Origin of the sequence: Streptomyces sp. RKAG293 (assembly GCF_023701745.1) — a bacterium.
In the GTDB taxonomy this organism is placed as follows: Bacteria; Actinomycetota; Actinomycetes; order Streptomycetales; family Streptomycetaceae; genus Actinacidiphila.
On record NZ_JAJOZB010000001.1, the window covers coordinates 2,287,976 to 2,304,024 of the forward strand.

Annotated in this window: 15 protein-coding genes and 1 pseudogene; 3 read left to right on the plus strand and 13 right to left on the minus strand. The window is 69.2% G+C overall.

The window, feature by feature from the left end; genetic code table 11:
- Window positions 1-54: 54 nt before the first annotated feature.
- From LNW72_RS10075 to LNW72_RS10090, 4 genes are all read right to left on the minus strand, one after another.
- On the minus strand, window positions 55-426 hold the full coding sequence (locus LNW72_RS10075; protein ID WP_250975090.1) for an FKBP-type peptidyl-prolyl cis-trans isomerase: 372 nt from the start codon (window positions 424-426) through the stop codon (window positions 55-57).
- A gap of 41 nt (window positions 427-467) precedes the next feature.
- Entirely contained in the window at window positions 468-1,481 is a 1,014-nt protein-coding gene (locus tag LNW72_RS10080) for an FKBP-type peptidyl-prolyl cis-trans isomerase (protein ID WP_250975091.1), read from the minus strand.
- Window positions 1,482-1,637: 156 nt separating this feature from the next.
- Window positions 1,638-2,999 (minus strand): Pup--protein ligase, encoded by a 1,362-nt coding sequence (gene pafA / locus LNW72_RS10085; RefSeq protein WP_138354818.1) that lies wholly within the window; start codon window positions 2,997-2,999, stop codon window positions 1,638-1,640.
- 9 nt (window positions 3,000-3,008) lie between these two features.
- The gene (locus LNW72_RS10090; RefSeq protein ID WP_250975092.1) at window positions 3,009-4,256 is read right to left on the minus strand and encodes an MFS transporter; all 1,248 of its coding nucleotides are present in this window, start codon (window positions 4,254-4,256) and stop codon (window positions 3,009-3,011) included.
- 125 nt (window positions 4,257-4,381) lie between these two features.
- Between LNW72_RS10090 and LNW72_RS10095 the strand changes: the two genes are divergently transcribed.
- Window positions 4,382-5,446, plus strand: a complete 1,065-nt coding sequence (locus tag LNW72_RS10095) for a LacI family DNA-binding transcriptional regulator (RefSeq protein WP_374117198.1) — start codon at window positions 4,382-4,384, stop codon at window positions 5,444-5,446.
- A 241-nt stretch (window positions 5,447-5,687) separates the two neighbouring features.
- On the opposite strand, the gene prcA is transcribed toward LNW72_RS10095, so the two are convergent.
- From prcA to arc, 6 genes and pseudogenes are all read right to left on the minus strand, one after another.
- Window positions 5,688-6,437, minus strand: coding sequence for a proteasome subunit alpha (gene prcA, locus LNW72_RS10100; protein WP_250975094.1), 750 nt, complete (start codon window positions 6,435-6,437; stop codon window positions 5,688-5,690).
- A 91-nt stretch (window positions 6,438-6,528) separates the two neighbouring features.
- Window positions 6,529-7,374, minus strand: a complete 846-nt coding sequence (gene prcB, locus LNW72_RS10105; protein WP_250975095.1) for a proteasome subunit beta — start codon at window positions 7,372-7,374, stop codon at window positions 6,529-6,531.
- Window positions 7,326-7,517 (minus strand): annotated as a pseudogene (locus LNW72_RS10110) (endonuclease domain-containing protein); the annotation flags it as partial. The gene prcB and the pseudogene LNW72_RS10110, both read right to left, overlap by 49 nt.
- Window positions 7,518-7,554: 37 nt before the next feature.
- Window positions 7,555-7,773, minus strand: a complete 219-nt coding sequence (locus tag LNW72_RS10115) for a ubiquitin-like protein Pup (RefSeq protein ID WP_138354812.1) — start codon at window positions 7,771-7,773, stop codon at window positions 7,555-7,557.
- Window positions 7,774-7,881: 108 nt separating this feature from the next.
- Window positions 7,882-9,393 carry a depupylase/deamidase Dop gene (gene dop / locus LNW72_RS10120; protein ID WP_250975096.1) on the minus strand — a complete coding sequence of 504 codons (1,512 nt, stop codon included), beginning with the start codon at window positions 9,391-9,393 and terminating at the stop codon, window positions 7,882-7,884.
- A gap of 241 nt (window positions 9,394-9,634) precedes the next feature.
- The gene (arc, locus tag LNW72_RS10125; protein ID WP_250975097.1) at window positions 9,635-11,401 is read right to left on the minus strand and encodes a proteasome ATPase; all 1,767 of its coding nucleotides are present in this window, start codon (window positions 11,399-11,401) and stop codon (window positions 9,635-9,637) included.
- A 252-nt stretch (window positions 11,402-11,653) separates the two neighbouring features.
- Between arc and LNW72_RS10130 the strand changes: the two genes are divergently transcribed.
- Window positions 11,654-11,953, plus strand: coding sequence for a ferredoxin (locus tag LNW72_RS10130; protein WP_138354809.1), 300 nt, complete (start codon window positions 11,654-11,656; stop codon window positions 11,951-11,953).
- A gap of 42 nt (window positions 11,954-11,995) precedes the next feature.
- Here the strand turns inward: LNW72_RS10130 and LNW72_RS10135 are convergent, their stop codons facing one another.
- The 3 genes from LNW72_RS10135 to LNW72_RS10145 form a co-directional block, all read right to left on the minus strand.
- A complete protein-coding gene (locus LNW72_RS10135; protein ID WP_250975098.1) occupies window positions 11,996-12,556 on the minus strand; it encodes a hypothetical protein in 561 nt (186 codons plus the stop codon).
- A 191-nt stretch (window positions 12,557-12,747) separates the two neighbouring features.
- The gene (locus tag LNW72_RS10140) at window positions 12,748-13,740 is read right to left on the minus strand and encodes a tRNA (adenine-N1)-methyltransferase (protein ID WP_250975099.1); all 993 of its coding nucleotides are present in this window, start codon (window positions 13,738-13,740) and stop codon (window positions 12,748-12,750) included.
- 72 nt (window positions 13,741-13,812) lie between these two features.
- The gene (locus LNW72_RS10145; protein WP_250975100.1) at window positions 13,813-15,024 is read right to left on the minus strand and encodes a site-2 protease family protein; all 1,212 of its coding nucleotides are present in this window, start codon (window positions 15,022-15,024) and stop codon (window positions 13,813-13,815) included.
- Window positions 15,025-15,162: 138 nt separating this feature from the next.
- Between LNW72_RS10145 and LNW72_RS10150 the strand changes: the two genes are divergently transcribed.
- Complete coding sequence (locus tag LNW72_RS10150; RefSeq protein WP_250975101.1) at window positions 15,163-16,023, plus strand: PD-(D/E)XK nuclease family protein; 861 nt, start codon at window positions 15,163-15,165, stop codon at window positions 16,021-16,023.
- Window positions 16,024-16,049 lie beyond the last annotated feature (26 nt).

A 16,049-nucleotide genomic window follows, 5' to 3' on the forward strand; every position in this document is an offset into this window, starting at 1 on the left:
CGGCAAAAGCGAGGGCCCACGCCTGCCGGCGTGGGCCCTCGGATACGCGCCTGCTCAGACCGAGATCAGGTCCACGACGAAGATCAGAGTCTCGCCCGGCTTGATCGCCGGGGTGGGGCTCTGGTTGCCGTAGGCGAGGTGCGCGGGGATGGTCAGCTGGCGGCGGCCGCCGACCTTCATGCCCTGCACGCCCTGGTCCCAGCCCTTGATGACGCGGCCGCCACCGAGCGGGAAGGTGAACGCGGAACCGCGGTTCCAGCTGGCGTCGAACTCCTCACCCGTGCTGAACGAGACGCCCACGTAGTGGACGCTGACGTTCTGACCCGCCTTGGCCTCCTCGCCGGTGCCCTCCCAGATCTCCTTGATCTCGAGGTCGGCCGGCGGCTCACCAGCGGGGAAATCGATCTCGGGCTTCTCGATGCTCACTGCGGTAACTCCTTGATACGTTGCGGACAACCCGGACAGTCTTACACTGCTCCGAGAATGTCCACCACGAAAACGAGGGTGGAGTTGGCCGGAAGGTCGGCTCCCTTGGCCTCGGCCTTGTACGCCTGCTCCGGCGGGATGACGAGCAGCACCCGGCTGCCGACCTTCTTGCCGACGAGGCCCTTGTCCCAGCCCTCGATGACCTGACCCTGGCCGATGACGGTGCTGAACGGCGCCCCGGTCTTCCAGCTGTCGTCGAACAGCTTGGCCGTGTCCTTGCCCTCGTTGGGCTTCCAGGCCGCGCCGCTGTACTGCATGTAGACCGTCTGACCGCTCTTGATCACGTCGCCCGTGCCCTCGATCAGCACCTTGTCGACGAGCGTCTTCGGCGGGTCGTTCTTCGGCACCGTGATCTTCGCCGCTTCCGCCTTCTCCGCGTCCACCTTCGGCAGGTCGGACGGGATGGCGGACTGCGTGCCCGTGACCTGGATCGGCATGATCTGGCCGACGTCGAGCACGAAGACGAGGGTGTCGGTGGCCGTGATGCCCAGTTCCTGCTTGCCCTGGGCGCCGAACGCGGCGGCCGGCGGGGCGACGACCAGGACGCGGCTGCCGACCTTCTGACCCAGTACGGCCTCGCTGAAGGCCGGGATGATCGTGGGCGAGCCCGCCGGGATGATCTGCGCGGCGCCGCCCTTGTCGTAGGAGCCGCCGATCTCCTTGCCGCTCTTCCAGACCTTGCCGGTGAACTTGGTGACGACCTGGTCGTTCTTCTTGACCTCCGGGCCGGTGCCCGCGGTCAGGGTGTTCACGACGAACTTCCCGCTCGGTTCGCCCTTGGGGATGGTGATGGTCGGCTTCTTGCCCAGCTCACCGGCGACGGTGGGCATCGGCGCGGCCGACGACACCGGCTTGGGAGCCGCGGGCTGCGTAGGCGTCGCGGAAGCCGTGGGGGTCGGCGAGTCGGCCTTCTTGTCCGAGTCGTCCCCTCCTCCGCAGGCCGCGGTGAGCATCAGAGCCGGCACGATGAGCGCGGCAGCGAGTCGGCGTCGCACAGTGGTCCTCGGGGTAGCTGGGATGGTCCGTCAGTAGCGGTCACTCTACGGCCTGCCCCGCATCACAGGACCCCGGCATGCCAGGAGCCCCGCACGCCACAGCGTGCGGGGCTCCGGACGACGATCCGTGTCCGATCGCGTTCCGACTCGCGTCGATCACATTCCGGCGATGAGCTTCTCCACCCGGTCGTCGACCGATCGGAACGGGTCCTTGCACAGCACCGTTCGCTGCGCCTGGTCATTGAGCTTCAGATGCACCCAGTCGACCGTGAAGTCACGCCGCTGTTCCTGCGCCCGGCGGATGAAATCGCCGCGCAGCCTGGCCCGAGTGGTCTGCGGGGGAACCGATTTCGCCTCGAAGATCTTCAGATCGCTGCAGATCCGCTTGGCCTGGCCCTTCTTCTCCAGCAGGTAGTACAGCCCCCGGCGGCGGTGGATGTCGTGATAGGCGAGGTCCAGTTGGGCGACGCGCGGGTGGGACATCGTGATGTTGTCCCGGTTCCGGTAGCGCTCGATCAGCTGGTACTTCATCACCCAGTCGATCTCGGTGCCGATGGCCGCCAGGTCACCGCTGCCGATCGACTCCAGCGCGCGGCCCCACAGCTCCAGCACCTGCTCGATCACGCCGTTGCGGATGCCGCGGCGTTCACAGAAGTCAACAGCCTTGGAGTAGTACTCCTCCTGGATCTCCAGGGCGGACGCCTCGCGGCCGGTGGCCAGCCGCACCTTGCGGCGGCCGGTGATGTCATGGCTGACCTCGCGGATCGCCCGGATCGGGTTCTCCAGGGTCAGGTCCCGCATCACGATGCCCGCCTCGATCATGCGCAGCACGAGGTCGGTGGCACCGACCTTCAGCAGCATGGTCGTCTCGGACATGTTCGAGTCGCCGACGATGACGTGCAGCCGCCGGTAGCGCTCCGCGTCCGCGTGCGGCTCGTCACGGGTGTTGATGATGGGACGGGAACGGGTGGTCGCCGAGCTGACGCCCTCCCAGATGTGCTCCGCTCGCTGGCTGACGCAGAAGACCGCACCGCGCGGCGTCTGCAGCACCTTGCCCGCACCGCAGATCATCTGCCGGGTGACCAGGAACGGAATGAGGATGTCGGCGAGGCGGGAGAACTCGCCGTGTCGCGCGACGAGGTAATTCTCGTGACATCCGTAGGAGTTTCCCGCGGAGTCGGTGTTGTTCTTGAACAGATAGACATCGCCGGCGATGCCCTCTTCGTGCAGACGCCGTTCGGCGTCCACCAGAAGGCCTTCGAGGATGCGTTCGCCGGCCTTGTCATGGGTGACCAGCTCGGTCAGATTGTCACACTCCGGAGTGGCGTACTCCGGGTGCGAGCCGACATCGAGGTAGAGGCGGGCGCCGTTGCGCAGAAAGACATTGCTGCTCCGGCCCCATGACACGACACGGCGGAAGAGGTACCGCGCCACCTCGTCAGGAGACAGACGCCGCTGCCCCCTGAACGTGCATGTGACGCCGTACTCGTTCTCCAGCCCGAAAATGCGGCGGTCCATGACTGAACATTACGCCTGATGCGGGGTGCTGAAACCGGGTTCGACGCCACCGATTCGATCTTTTTCCAACTCGGTTTTCAGGTTTGGGGACGCGAGGAATCGGGCGGTCGCGACCAGCACCGCCAGTGCGATGAATCCACCGCCCGCCGCGACGGCGAATCCGGCGGCGACCCCGCCGAACTGCGCGGCAGGTCCCGCGGCGGCCGTTCCCAGTGAGGCGCCGACGCCGATCGCGGTCACCAGCCAGGAGAACGCCTCGGTCACCGTGCCGCTCGGCGCGTGCCGGTCCACCACCACGAACGCGCAGGCCAGAACCGGCGCCAGGAACACTCCGGCGAGCCCCGACAGGACCGTCATCGCGACCACTCCGGGGACCAGTGCCAAGGGCGCGCAACAGACCGCCAGTCCGATGGTGAGCACCCGCAGCCGGCGCTCCGGCGTGCCCGGCCAGGTCCTGGCGCCGTACGTGACGCCGCCGATGAGCGCGCCGAGCCCGAGCGCCGACAGCAGGTAGCCGTTCACCATGCCGCCGCCGTGCACGTCCCCGTACGCGACCGCGGCGACCGCGATCGAGCCGAGTGCGACGCCGACGAAGAACAGACAGCCGATCAGCGCGCGCAGCCCCGGGGCGCGCAGCGGTCCGAGCCAGTCGGCGGCCCGCGGCTCCGCCCGCCACTCGCGGGACGGCGGGGCCGTCACGACGCCCAGCGCGCCCACGACGCCGACCGCCGCGATCCACAGCACGGCGGCGGTCTCCGAGGCCACCGCGACCAGGCCGGTGACGAGGACCGGGCCGATGGTGAACAGCAGTTCCTGGGCGGCGGCGTCCAGGGCGTAGGCGGCGTGCAGCCGGTCCTCGCTCTTCAGGACGCCGGGCCACAGCGCCCGCAGTCCGCCTTCCAGCGGCGGGGTGAACAGCCCGGCCACCGCCATCGCCGCACAGGCCACCGGCAGCGGGTCGGGGCCGACCAGGGCGAACAGCACCATGCCGGCGGCCGACAGCACGGCCGCGGGGAGCATCACCCGCGGCTGGCCGTACCGGTCGACGATCCGGCCCAGCAGCGGCTGGCCGATGGCCGTGCCCAGCCCGTAGAGCGCGCCCAGCGAACCGGCGAGCGAGTAGCTGCCCCCTTCGGAGCGGGTCAGCAGCACGATGCACAGCGCGGCCGTCGCGTTGGGCAGCCGGCCGATCAGCGTGCCGCCGAGCAGCCGGCCGGCGTACCGCGTCCTCAGAAGATCCCCGTACCCCGCCGCCATGCCGGCCCCTCTCCCCCGGTTCTCCCCCGGCCGCCGCTGGTCACCGGCCGAGGTGTTACGTATAACTTGATGCGTCATACGTACCATGACGGCAGGCCGCGGGTCCATCCGCGGGGACCGGAAGGATGCCCGGAGTGACCGATACCGCACGCCCCACCTCACGGGACGTGGCGCGGGCCGCGGGTGTCTCGCAGGCGACCGTTTCGCTGGTCCTGGGCGGAAAGTCCCGCGGGCGGGTCTCCGAGCGCACGGCGGAGGCGGTCCGCGCGGCGGCGCTGGCACTGGGCTACCGGCCGAACCTGGCCGCCCGCAACCTCCGGCTCGGCCGCACCCGGACGGCCCTGCTGGTCGTCCCGGCACTGACCAACGAGTACTTCGCCCGGGTCTACACCGGCGCCGCCCGCGTCGCGGCGGAGCACGAGTTCGGCGTGGTGCTCTACCCGTCCCCCGACGGCATCGGGCCGGCCCGCGACCCCTTCGGCTCGGCCCGCGCCTCGCTCGACGGCGTCATCGCGTCCTCGATGGCCGCCGACGCGCTCGACGCGATCGGCGGCGGCGACCTTCCGCTCGTGATGCTCGACAGCGACCCCGGCGCGGCGGGCGCGGCGGGCGCGGGCGGCGCGGCCGGCTCCGGCGCCGCCGTCACGGTCAACTTCGACATCGCCGACGGGATGCGGCAGGTGGCCCGCTGTCTGCTCGGCCTCGGGCACCGCCGGTTCACCCACCTGGCCTCCGCGGTCGACACCTGGACGTTCCACGTCCGCGCCACGACACTGGCCGACACCCTGGCGGGCGCCGGGGACGTGGTGCTGCACACCGTGCGCTCCGCGCACAGCGTCGAGGACGCGCGGCTCGCCGCGGAACACGCCCTCACCCGGCCCGGCCCCCGGCCCACCGCCCTGGTCTGCGACGACGACATCCTCGCCGCGGGCGCCTGCAAGGCCGCGCGACGGCTGGGGCTGCGGGTGCCGGCTGATGTGTCGGTGACCGGATTCGACGACCTCGCGCTCGCCACCGCGGTCGAACCGGAACTCACCACGGTCCGGCTTCCCGCCGACGAGATCGGCGGCCGGGGCATGGCGGCACTGCTGGCCGTCCTGGACGGCCGTCCGGCCGACGGGAGCGATCTGCCGGTGGAACTCGTGGTCCGGGGCTCGACGGGGCCGCCGCCTGCTCCCGCGGTGACCTGATTCAGGTGGCGGGCGATTCAGGTGGCGGGCGCGGCGTGCCTCCCGCAGGTACGGGAACGACTCACGCCCGCGCCTCGGTGACGGGGGCCGGGCCCTCCGGGGTGGGGCTTCGAAATCGACTATTTACGGGCCTGGCGGCCCACAAATAGCTCGGCAGCATTTCGAAACCCCACCCCTCCAGCCCCGTCCCCCTCGCAGAGGTGCGGGCGTGACGTGGGTAAGGCGACAGGGACGTGTGCCCCTACTCCTCTTCCTCATCTGACGGGTCGTCCGTTTTTGTGGTCGCTGCGCTGTCCGCCTCCAGGAGGCGGGCCAGCTGACGGCCCAGGATCCGCTTGAACTTGCGCTGCTGCGGCCGCGTCCGGTCCAGCACCGCGACCTCCAACTGCTCGGCGGTGAGCGTGCGTTCCCCGCCGTTGCTGTCCCGGCCGAGGGACTCGGCCGCCAGTTTCAGCGCCTCCGCGAGCGTCATGCCGTCGCGGTGCCGCTGGTCCAGGAAGGTGCCGATCGAGTCCGAGTTGCCGCCGACCGCCACCGCGCCGTGCTCATCGACGATCGAGCCGTCGTGCGGCAGCCGGTAGATCTGGTCGTCCTCGGCGGCCGCGCCGACCTCCGCGACGATCAGCTCCACCTCGTACGGCTTCTCGCCGACGCTGGAGAAGATGGTGCCCAGGGTCTGGGCGTAGACGTTGGCCAGCCCGCGGGCCGTGACGTCCTCACGGTCGTAGGTGTAGCCGCGCAGGTCGGCGTAGCGCACGCCGCCGATCCGCAGGTTCTCGAACTCGTTGTACTTGCCCACCGCCGCGAACGCGATCCGGTCGTAGATCTCGCTGACCTTGTGGAGCGCGCGGGACGGGTTCTCGGCGACGAACACGATGCCGTCGGTGTACTGCAGCACGACGACGCTGCGGCCGCGCGCGATGCCCTTGCGGGCGTACTCCGCACGGTCGGCCATGGCCTGCTGGGGTGAGACATAGAACGGCGTCGACACCGGCTATCCGTCCCTTTCTGTCAGTGGTGTGGGGGCTCCACCCGGCGTCAGCCGGGGGAAGCATTCCCGGTCCTCCGGTCCTGCCGGACCGTCAGAGCAGCTCGGCACGCGGGCCGTCGGGCTGTTCCAGCCGGCGCTCGTGGATGGCACGGACGACGTCCGACGACTCGTCCTCGGTGAGCCTGCGGAAGCCCTCGTCGGTGATGACGGTGACGATGGGATAGATACGCCGCGCCAGGTCCGGTCCGCCGGTGGCCGAATCGTCATCGGCCGCGTCGTACAGGGCCTGTACGACCAGCGTGATCGCCTGGTCCTCCGTCAGATCCTTGCGGTACAGCTTCTTCATCGAACCGCGGGCGAAGACCGAACCCGACCCCGTCGACGCGAAGCCGTGCTCCTCGGAGCGTCCGCCCGTCACGTCGTAGGTGAAGATCCGGCCCTTTTCGCGGTCCACGTCGTATCCGGCGAACAGCGGAACGACGGCCAGTCCCTGGAGCGCCATCCCGAGGTTCCCGCGGATCATCGTGGAGAGCCGGTTCGCCTTGCCCTCCAGGGAGAGCACCGCGCCCTCGATCTTCTCGTAGTGCTCCAGTTCCAGCTGGAACAGCCGCACCATCTCCACGGCCAGTCCGGCGGTGCCGGCGATGCCCACGGCCGAGTACTCGTCGGCCGGGAAGACCTTCTCGATGTCCCGCTGCGCGATGATGTTGCCCATCGTCGCGCGCCGGTCACCGGCGAGGATCACCCCGCCGGGGAACGTCGCGGCCACGATGGTCGTGCCGTGCGGGATCTCGATGGCGCCCTGGAGCGGCGGCAGGCTCCGGTTGCGCGGCAGCAGGTCCGGTGAGTGCTCGCCGAGGAAGTCGATGAACGAGGACGAGCCAGGCGTCAGGAAGGCAGCTGGCAGACGCCCGGTGCTACGAGTGTTGGCTTCCACACGTTTCCTTCCACGTATGCGACGGCCCGGCGCATGGCGACAGACCGGTCGTTGAACTGTCCAGGTGCTGCGTCGCAGCTGAGGCACAGCACGCCTCGGACCCTACCCGGCCCGCGGCGGTGATCCACATGTTCCTGCGAGGTCTCGGCGGAGCACTCCGGGCGATGCGCCCGGAGCCGACTACTGACCGCCCTTTTGGACGAATGACCTCACGAAATCCTCAGCATTCGCTTCGAGGACGTCGTCGATCTCGTCCAGGATGTCGTCGACGTCCTCCGAGAGCTTCTCGTGGCGCTCCTTGAGTTCGTCCGAGGCTTGCGCGTCCTGCGCTACCTCTTCGACTTCCTCGGTGGCGCGTGTCGCCTTCTGCTGTCCGCCGTCGGTGTCCTTCGTAGCCATGACGCTCACCCCGCTCGGTTGCGTTTCCCACTTGATCAGACCCTACAAGCCGGGTCCGACATCGGCCCTGTTTCCGCTCACTTGCTTGATTCCCGGTTCTGGGCCATTTCAGCCGCCGGAAAGGATGCGGACCAAGTCTTCCGCCGTACGACAGCGGTCCAGGAGCTCCTTGACGTGGTTGCGGGTGCCGCGTAGCGGCTCCAGGGTCGGAACCCGCTGCAGGGAGTCCCGGCCCGGCAGATCGAAGATGACCGAGTCCCAGGAGGCGGCGGCTACGTCGTCGGCGTACTGCTCCAGGCAGCGGCCGCGGAAGTAGGCGCGGGTGTCCTCGGGGGGCTTGGTCTCGGCCCGGACGACCGCCGGCTCGTCCAGTAGCCGCTTCATGCGGCCGCGGGCCACCAGACGGTTGTAGAGGCCCTTGTCGGGCCGTACGTCGGCGTACTGGAGGTCCACGAGGTGCAGGCGCGCGGCGTCCCATTCCAGGCCGTCACGGCGCCGGTAGCCCTCCAGGACCTCCTTCTTGGCGACCCAGTCCAGCTCGCCCGACAGGCTCATCGGGTTGTTCTCCAGCCGGTTCAGGACGTCCTCCCAGCGGCTGAGGACATCCTTCGTCTGGTCGTCCGCGTCGGCGCCGAAACGCTCCTCGACGTATTTGCGGGACAGGTCGAAGTACTCCATCTGGAGCTGTACGGCGGTCAGCGTCCGGCCGCTGCGGAGCGTGATGAGATGTTGCAGTGTGGAGTCGTGGCTGACCTGGTGCAGGGTGCGCACCGGCTGGTCCACGGCCAGGTCCACCTTGATGAAGCCGTCCTCGATCATCGACAGCACCAGGGCGGTGGTGCCGAGCTTGAGGTAGGTCGAGATCTCGGAGAGGTTGGCGTCCCCGATGATGACGTGCAGGCGGCGGTACTTCTCCGCGTCCGCGTGCGGCTCGTCCCGGGTGTTGATGATGGGGCGTTTGAGGGTGGTCTCCAGGCCGACCTCGACCTCGAAGTAGTCGGCGCGCTGGCTGAGCTGGAAGCCGTCGTCGTGGCCGTCCTGGCCGATGCCGACGCGGCCGGCCCCGGTGACGACCTGGCGCGAGACGAAGAACGGCGTCAGATGGCGCACGATGTCCGAGAAGGGGGTCTCCCGCTTCATCAGATAGTTCTCGTGGGTGCCGTAGGACGCGCCCTTGTTGTCGGTGTTGTTCTTGTACAGGTGGATCGGCTGGGCGCCGGGGAGCTGCGCGGCCCGTTCGGCGGCCTCGGCCATGATGCGCTCGCCCGCCTTGTCCCACAGGACGGCGTCGAGCGGGTTGGTGACCTCGGGTGAGGAGTACTCCGGGTGGGCGTGGTCGACGTAGAGCCGCGCGCCGTTGGTGAGGATGACATTGGCCAGGCCGATGTCCTCGTCGGTGAGCTGGCTCGAGTCCGCCGTGTCACGGGCGAGGTCGAAGCCCCGGGCGTCACGGAGCGGATTCTCTTCCTCGAAGTCCCAGCGGGCGCGGCGCGCCCGGTGCATCGCCGCCGCGTAGGCGTTGACGATCTGGGACGAGGTGAGCATGGCATTGGCGTTCGGGTGCCCGGGAACGGAGATGCCGTACTCCGTCTCGATACCCATTACTCGCCGTACGGTCATGCGGCCCTCCTTGCCCGGCGCCGCCCCGTGCTGGGGCTGACGCTCAAGTACCGCTGCGCATATGGCCCGAGTGCGACTGCTGTTCCCTGAGCCGCACTGCATGGCGCGGTACGGAAGAGCCTAGAACGCGATGGCGGCGGTGGGGAGATCATTTCACTCATTGCTCCGGTCCTGGCCTACCTGTGGACAAACACTCCGGCTGCGGGAACCCGGTCGGGGCGCCCGCAGCCGGAGGTCTGCTTTACAGGTACTGCCCGGTGTTGGCCACGGTGTCGATGGAGCGGCCGGTGTCCGCGCCCTGCTTTCCGGTGACGAGCGTGCGGATGAACACGATCCGCTCGCCCTTCTTGCCGGAGATGCGGGCCCAGTCGTCGGGGTTGGTGGTGTTGGGCAGGTCCTCGTTCTCCTTGAACTCGTCGACACAGGCGGCGAGCAGGTGGGCGACGCGAAGACCGCGCTGGTTGTGGTCGAGGAAGGCCTTGATCGCCATCTTCTTGGCCCGGTCCACGATGTTCTGGATCATCGCTCCGGAGTTGAAGTCCTTGAAGTACAGGACCTCCTTGTCACCGTTGGCGTACGTGACCTCCAGGAAGCGGTTCTCCTCCGTTTCGGTGTACATCCGCTCGACGACGGCCTGGATCATGGCGTCGACGGTGCCGGCCTTCGATCCGCCGTGCTCCGACAGGTCCTCGCTGTTGAGCGGGAGTGTCGGAACGAGGTACTTCGAGAAGATGTCCTTGGCCGCCTCGGCGTCCGGCCGCTCGATCTTGATCTTGACGTCCAGACGGCCGGGCCGCAGGATCGCCGGGTCGATCATGTCCTCACGGTTGGAGGCGCCGATGACGATGACGTTCTCCAGGCCCTCCACCCCGTCGATCTCGGCGAGCAGCTGGGGGACGATGGTGTTCTCCACGTCCGAGCTGACACCGGATCCGCGGGTGCGGAAGAGGGATTCCATCTCGTCGAAGAAGACGATGACGGGGGTGCCCTCGCTCGCCTTCTCCCTGGCTCGCTGGAAGACCAGGCGGATCTGACGCTCGGTCTCACCGACGTACTTGTTGAGCAGTTCGGGACCCTTGATGTTCAGGAAGTAGCTCTTGCCCTGCGGCTTCCCGGTGACTTCGGCGACCTTCTTGGCAAGGGAGTTGGCGACTGCCTTGGCGATGAGGGTCTTACCGCAGCCCGGAGGGCCGTAGAGCAGCACGCCCTTGGGCGGGCGCAGTGAGTACTCCTTGAACAGATCCGCGTGCAGATACGGGAGTTCGACCGCGTCCCGGATCTGCTCGATCTGACCGGCGAGGCCGCCGATCTGCTTGTAGTCGATGTCAGGGACCTCTTCGAGTACGAGGTCCTCGACCTCGCTCTTGGGGACCCTCTCGTACACGTAGCCGGAGCGGGGCTCCAGCAGAAGTGCGTCGCCTACGCGGAGAGCGCCGTCCAGGAGTGGCTCGGCGAGCCACACCACCCTCTCCTCGTCGGTGTGTCCGACGACCAGGGCTCGTTCGCCGTCCTCAAGGATCTCCTTGAGGGTGACGATGTCGCCGACGCGCTCGTACTTCATGGCCTCGACCACGTTGAGCGCTTCATTGAGCATGAGTTCCTGACCTCGCCGGAGGTCTTCAAGTTCGACGGAGGGGCTGACGTTCACCCGCAGCTTTCGGCCGCCGGTGAAGATGTCCGCCGTTCCGTCCTCGTTCGCCTGCAGAAAGACGCCGAAACCGGCAGGAGGCTGTGCGAGCCTGTCCACTTCTTCCTTGAGGGCCACGATCTGGTCGCGGGCCTCGCGGAGAGTGTTCGCGAACCGCTCATTCTGAGCGGACACGCCTGCCAGGTTGGTCTGCAGCTCGACGATCCGCTCTTCGAGAATCCTCGTGTGACGCGGAGAGTCGGCGAGCTTACGTCGCAGGACGGCGATTTCCTGCTCAAGAAAGGCGACCTGGCTCGCGGTGTCTTCTGAACCACGAGCGGGTCGGCCGCCACGGGTGATGTCGTCGTCGTGGGCCGCCACGGTCCTCACCTCCTCCAAGGGGAGCTGGACGTTTCCAGACCCTACCTGGGCCGGTGGGGGTTGAAACCCCTAGATCACAAAGACGGTCGGGGTGTGTCCGATCTTCACCCTTGCGTACGTCCTCACGCCAGGGGGATACCCACGGATCAACATCGGAAAGCGGCCGGTTGTATCGTCGGTTCGGTCAACACCCGTCAGGGACTGTTGCGGTCCGTCTACGGGCCGATCCATGAACGGCAGGCGAGGTACCCCGTGAGTGACGTGTCCGAGGCCGGCGCGGAAGAGCTGGAAGTCTGGATCGACCAGGACTTGTGCACCGGCGACGGGATCTGTGTGCAGTACGCGCCTGAGGTGTTCGAGCTCGACATCGACGGGCTGGCGTACGTCAAGGGCCACGACGACGAGCTGCGGCAGGCGCCGGGCGCCACGGCCCCGGTTCCGCTGACGATGCTCACCGATGTGGTGGATTCGGCCAAGGAGTGCCCCGGCGACTGCATCCACGTCCGCCGCGTCACCGACCGGGTCGAGGTGTTCGGTCCCGACGCCGGGTGACGGACGGCGGGCGGCCGGTGACGGCAGGCGGCGGGTGACGGCTCAGATGCTGTTCGCGAGCGCGCCCGGCGTGGCGTAGTACCGTCCGGCCCGCCACTGCCAGGTGTACGCGCGCTTCTGGTCCGGGCAGCAGCGCGGTGTGGTGTCGCTGGAGTACCCGAGGACCGTCGCCCTGATGGTGCGGCCCTGGAGCCCGAAGCCGGTGATGCTGCGCTGCTCCGCCGGATCGACGAGGGTGGCCACGATGCGCGGCGCGCTGCCGGGCGCCGCGCCGGCCGTCAGGACGAAGACACCGGTGGGCGGGGTGCCCGCCTCGGCCGGGCAGTGCACGACGACGACGGTCTCGGGCCTGCCGTCCTGGTCCAGATCCGCCGAGACGCGGCTGACGACGTCCACCGGGGCTCCCGCGCAGTCCAGCGGGTACGCGGCCGCCTTCGGGTCCGGTGCGGGCCGTGGGGTGGCCTGGGAGGCGTGCGAGGAGGCATCGGCGGGCTGGACGAGGGCCCCGGCGCCGATGACCGCGCCGAGCAGCGCGGCGGTGGAGATCCAGTGCACCGAGCGGGCTCGGGTATGCGGAAGGGCCGGTCCTGCGGAGGGCTGCACTCGCCTGGCTCCTGGGGAGTTCGTTCGAGGGGGGTGGCCAGCATGGTGCCACACGTCACACTCCGGTGGAACAGCAGGTGCGGCCGCGAGTGCCGGGACCGCCGGAATGCGGGAGGCGCCGGTGCCGGAACCCTTGCGGGCGTTCCGGCACCGGCGCCTCTCCCTGCTCTCGGCGGGGCGGTGGCCCGGTACTACTCGGCGGGCGCCTCGGGGGCGGCCGGTGCCTCGACGGCGGGCGTCTCGGCGGCGGTCACCTCAGCGGCCGCTGCCGCGTCGGCGGGCGCGTGCTTGCCCCCGCTTTCGCTGCCGGGGCCGGTGTAGTCCTCGCCGTACGAACCCTTGGAGGGCCGGCGGCGGCGCATCGGCGGCTCCACGCCGTCGGCGAGCCGGCGGGCGGTGAGCAGGAAGCCGGTGTGCCCGATCATGCGGTGGTCGGGACGTACCGCGAGACCCTCGACGTGCCAGTTCCGGACCATGGTCTCCCAGGCCGCGGGCTCGTTGAAGGTGCCGTGCTCACGGATGGACTCGACGGTGCGGGCCATCTGCGTGGTGGTGGCGACGTAGCAGCACAGGATGCCGCCGGGGACGAGCGCCTTCGAGACGGCGTCGAGGCATTCCCAGGGGGCGAGCATGTCCAGAATGACGCGGTCGACATCGGTGTCGGACAGATTGTCCTGGAGGTCGCCGACGGTCAGCTGCCAGGCGGGGTGCTCCCCGCCGAAGTAGCGCTGGACGTTCTGGGTGGCGATCTCGGCGAAGTCGGCGCGGCGCTCGTAGGAGTGCAGCATGCCCTGGTCGCCGACGGCGCGCAGCAGGAAGCTGCTGAGCGAGCCTGATCCGACTCCCGCTTCGACGACCCGGGCGCCGGGGAAGATGTCGGCCATCGCCAGGATCTGCCCCGCGTCCTTGGGGTAGACCACTGCGGCACCGCGTGGCATGGACAGGACATAGTCGGGGAGCAGGGGACGCAGCGCCAGGTAGGCGACGTTCCCCGTGGTACGGACAACACTTCCTTCGGGAGCACCGATCAACTCGTCGTGCTGGAAAGCGCCCTTGTGGGTGTGGAACTGCTTTCCGGCTTCGAGCGTGAAGGTGTAGTGGCGTCCCTTGGGGTCGGTGAGCTGGACCTGGTCCCCGACTTGGAATGGGCCGCGACGGCGGGCGGCACCGGTCGGTTCGGACATGTGAACAGCGTAGCTGCTGTTTCTAGGGGCTCGGTTCGCCGCCGGGTGGTTCTGCAGGGCCCTTGGTCCGGGTCAGACCTGTGGCCTGGCCATCGCCGCAAGGAACGCCTTCTCCACGTCCGCCGTGGACAGCACCCCGTAGATCTCGCCCGTCGGCTCGACGACCAGGTACTCCGTCGACGGGGTCGCCCGCAGGGTGTCCAGCAGGTCCTCGCCCGCCAGTTCCGTCGAGACCCTCATGCCCGGCTTGAGGTCCTGGGCCAGGCCGCTGACCGCGACCCAGGGGCGGCGGTGCTCGGGGATGCCGACGATCGCGGCCTCGCGGACGACCGCGGTCGGGTCCCCCTGGCCGTCCACGACGACCAGGGCGCGGGCGCCGGCCTCGTTGGCGCGGCGCAGTGCCTCGGACAACGGGGTGTCGGAGCTGACGGGCACGGCGCGCCGGGTGAGGGTGCGGGCCCGGAGGTCGGGGAGGCGTTCGCGCAGCCGGGCCATGCGCAGGCTGTTCCCGGCGCCGGTCCAGATGATGGCGGCCAGGATCGCGGCGAGCAGGGCGTCGGTGAGCGAGTCGAATCCGCTGCTGTCGGCGGTGTCGTTGTACGTGAGCAGCGGCAGGCCGAGGACCGCGATGGCCAGTGCGCGGCCGGTCCAGGCGGCGGCGACCGTGCCGCTCATCGGCTTGCCGGTGATCTTCCAGACGACGGCCCGGAGCATCCGGCCGCCGTCCAGCGGGAGGCCGGGCAGCAGGTTGAACACCGCGACGATCAGGTTGCTGATCATGAGGCCGGCGAGCAGCACCCCGGGGACCGTGCCGGGCTCGACGACCTTCATGCCGCCGTAGAAGACACCGGCCAGCACCAGGGAGAGCAGCGGGCCGACGAAGGCGAGGACGAACTCCCTGCCCGGCGTCTCGGACTCCTTCTCGATCTCCGAGACACCGCCGAAGAACTGCAGCTGGATGCGGCGCACGGGCAGGTCGAAGCGCAGGGCGGCGACGGTGTGCGCGAGCTCGTGGATGAGCACCGAGGCGTAGAAGGCGACGGCGAAGAAGAGCGAGACGAGGTAGCGGATGTTGCCGAGTTCGGGCAGCACCTTGTCGAGCTGGCCGCCGAAGACCCAGGTGATGAGGGCCGCGACCAGGAACCAGCTGGGAGCGACGTAGACGGGCACACCGAAGATGCGGCCCATGAGGATGCCGCCGCCGGCTTCGCGCGGGCCCTTCTTCGGCCCGTTCCCCGGTTGGGCCTGCGTGCCCTGGGACGGCGGCTGCCCGCTCTCGCTCACTGGTTCCCCTCGTTCATGTGTGAACCCTCGCAATGGCCGAATCGATCATGCAATGCGAGGGGCTCTGCCGTCGATGGTATGGCCCGGTGGTCCGTGGCCGACACCGGCTGTCGGTGGGAGGCCGTAGGGTCGTCTGCCATGGGCACCAGCACCTCAGACATCCCTCCCCGGCCACCGTCGTCACTCTCCCCGTCACGGGCGTCGGACTTCATGCGGTGTCCGCTGCTGTACCGGCTGCGGGTGATCGACAAGTTGCCGGAGAAGCCGAGCGAGGCGGCCACCCGGGGCACCGTGGTGCACGCGGTGCTCGAACGGCTCTTCGACTCCCCCGCTGTCGAGCGTACGGCGGACCGCGCCCGTTCGATGGTTCCGGGCGAGTGGGAGAAGCTGCTGGCCGCCCGGCCCGAGCTGGCCCAGCTCTTCGAGGTGGCGGACGGGCCCGGCCTCACCCGGTGGCTGGAGAGCGCCGAGCAGCTCGTCGACCGCTGGTTCACGCTGGAGGACCCGACGCGGCTGGAACCCGCCGAGCGGGAGCTGTACGTGGAGACGGTGCTGGACTCGGGGCTGACGCTGCGCGGGTACGTCGACCGGCTGGATGTGGCGCCGTCCGGCGATCTGCGGGTGGTCGACTACAAGACGGGCAAGGCGCCCCGCCCGGAGTACGCCGGCGAGGCGCTGTTCCAGATGAAGTTCTACGCGCTGGTGCTGTGGCGGCTGCGCGGAGTGGTGCCGCGCCGGCTGCAGCTGGTCTACCTGGGCAGTGGCGACGTGATCATGTACGACCCGTCGGAAGCGGACCTGCTGAGCGTGGAGCGCAAGCTGCTGGCGCTGTGGGACGCCATCCGTGCGGCCACGGCGACCGGTGAGTGGCTGCCGCGGCGGACCAAGCTGTGCGGCTGGTGCGACCACCAGACGGTCTGTCCGGAGTTCGGGGGCACTCCCCCGCCCTATCCGCTGCCGCTCCCGGGGCCCGCGCCGTCCGGTGACGACGTGATCTAGGCAAGAATGGGGCGGGACCGGCAACG

Excerpts from the sequence above, each read along its gene's own strand:
- pafA (WP_138354818.1), bottom strand. The coding sequence starts at position 2,999 with ATGGACCGCCGCATTTTCGGGCTGGAGAACGAGTACGGCGTCACATGC.
- LNW72_RS10090 (WP_250975092.1), bottom strand. The coding sequence starts at position 4,256 with ATGGCGGCGGGGTACGGGGATCTTCTGAGGACGCGGTACGCCGGCCGG.
- LNW72_RS10095 (WP_374117198.1), top strand. The coding sequence starts at position 4,382 with ATGCCCGGAGTGACCGATACCGCACGCCCCACCTCACGGGACGTGGCG.
- LNW72_RS10115 (WP_138354812.1), bottom strand. The coding sequence starts at position 7,773 with ATGGCTACGAAGGACACCGACGGCGGACAGCAGAAGGCGACACGCGCC.
- dop (WP_250975096.1), bottom strand. The coding sequence starts at position 9,393 with ATGACCGTACGGCGAGTAATGGGTATCGAGACGGAGTACGGCATCTCC.
- LNW72_RS10140 (WP_250975099.1), bottom strand. The coding sequence starts at position 13,740 with ATGTCCGAACCGACCGGTGCCGCCCGCCGTCGCGGCCCATTCCAAGTC.
- LNW72_RS10150 (WP_250975101.1), top strand. The coding sequence starts at position 15,163 with ATGGGCACCAGCACCTCAGACATCCCTCCCCGGCCACCGTCGTCACTC.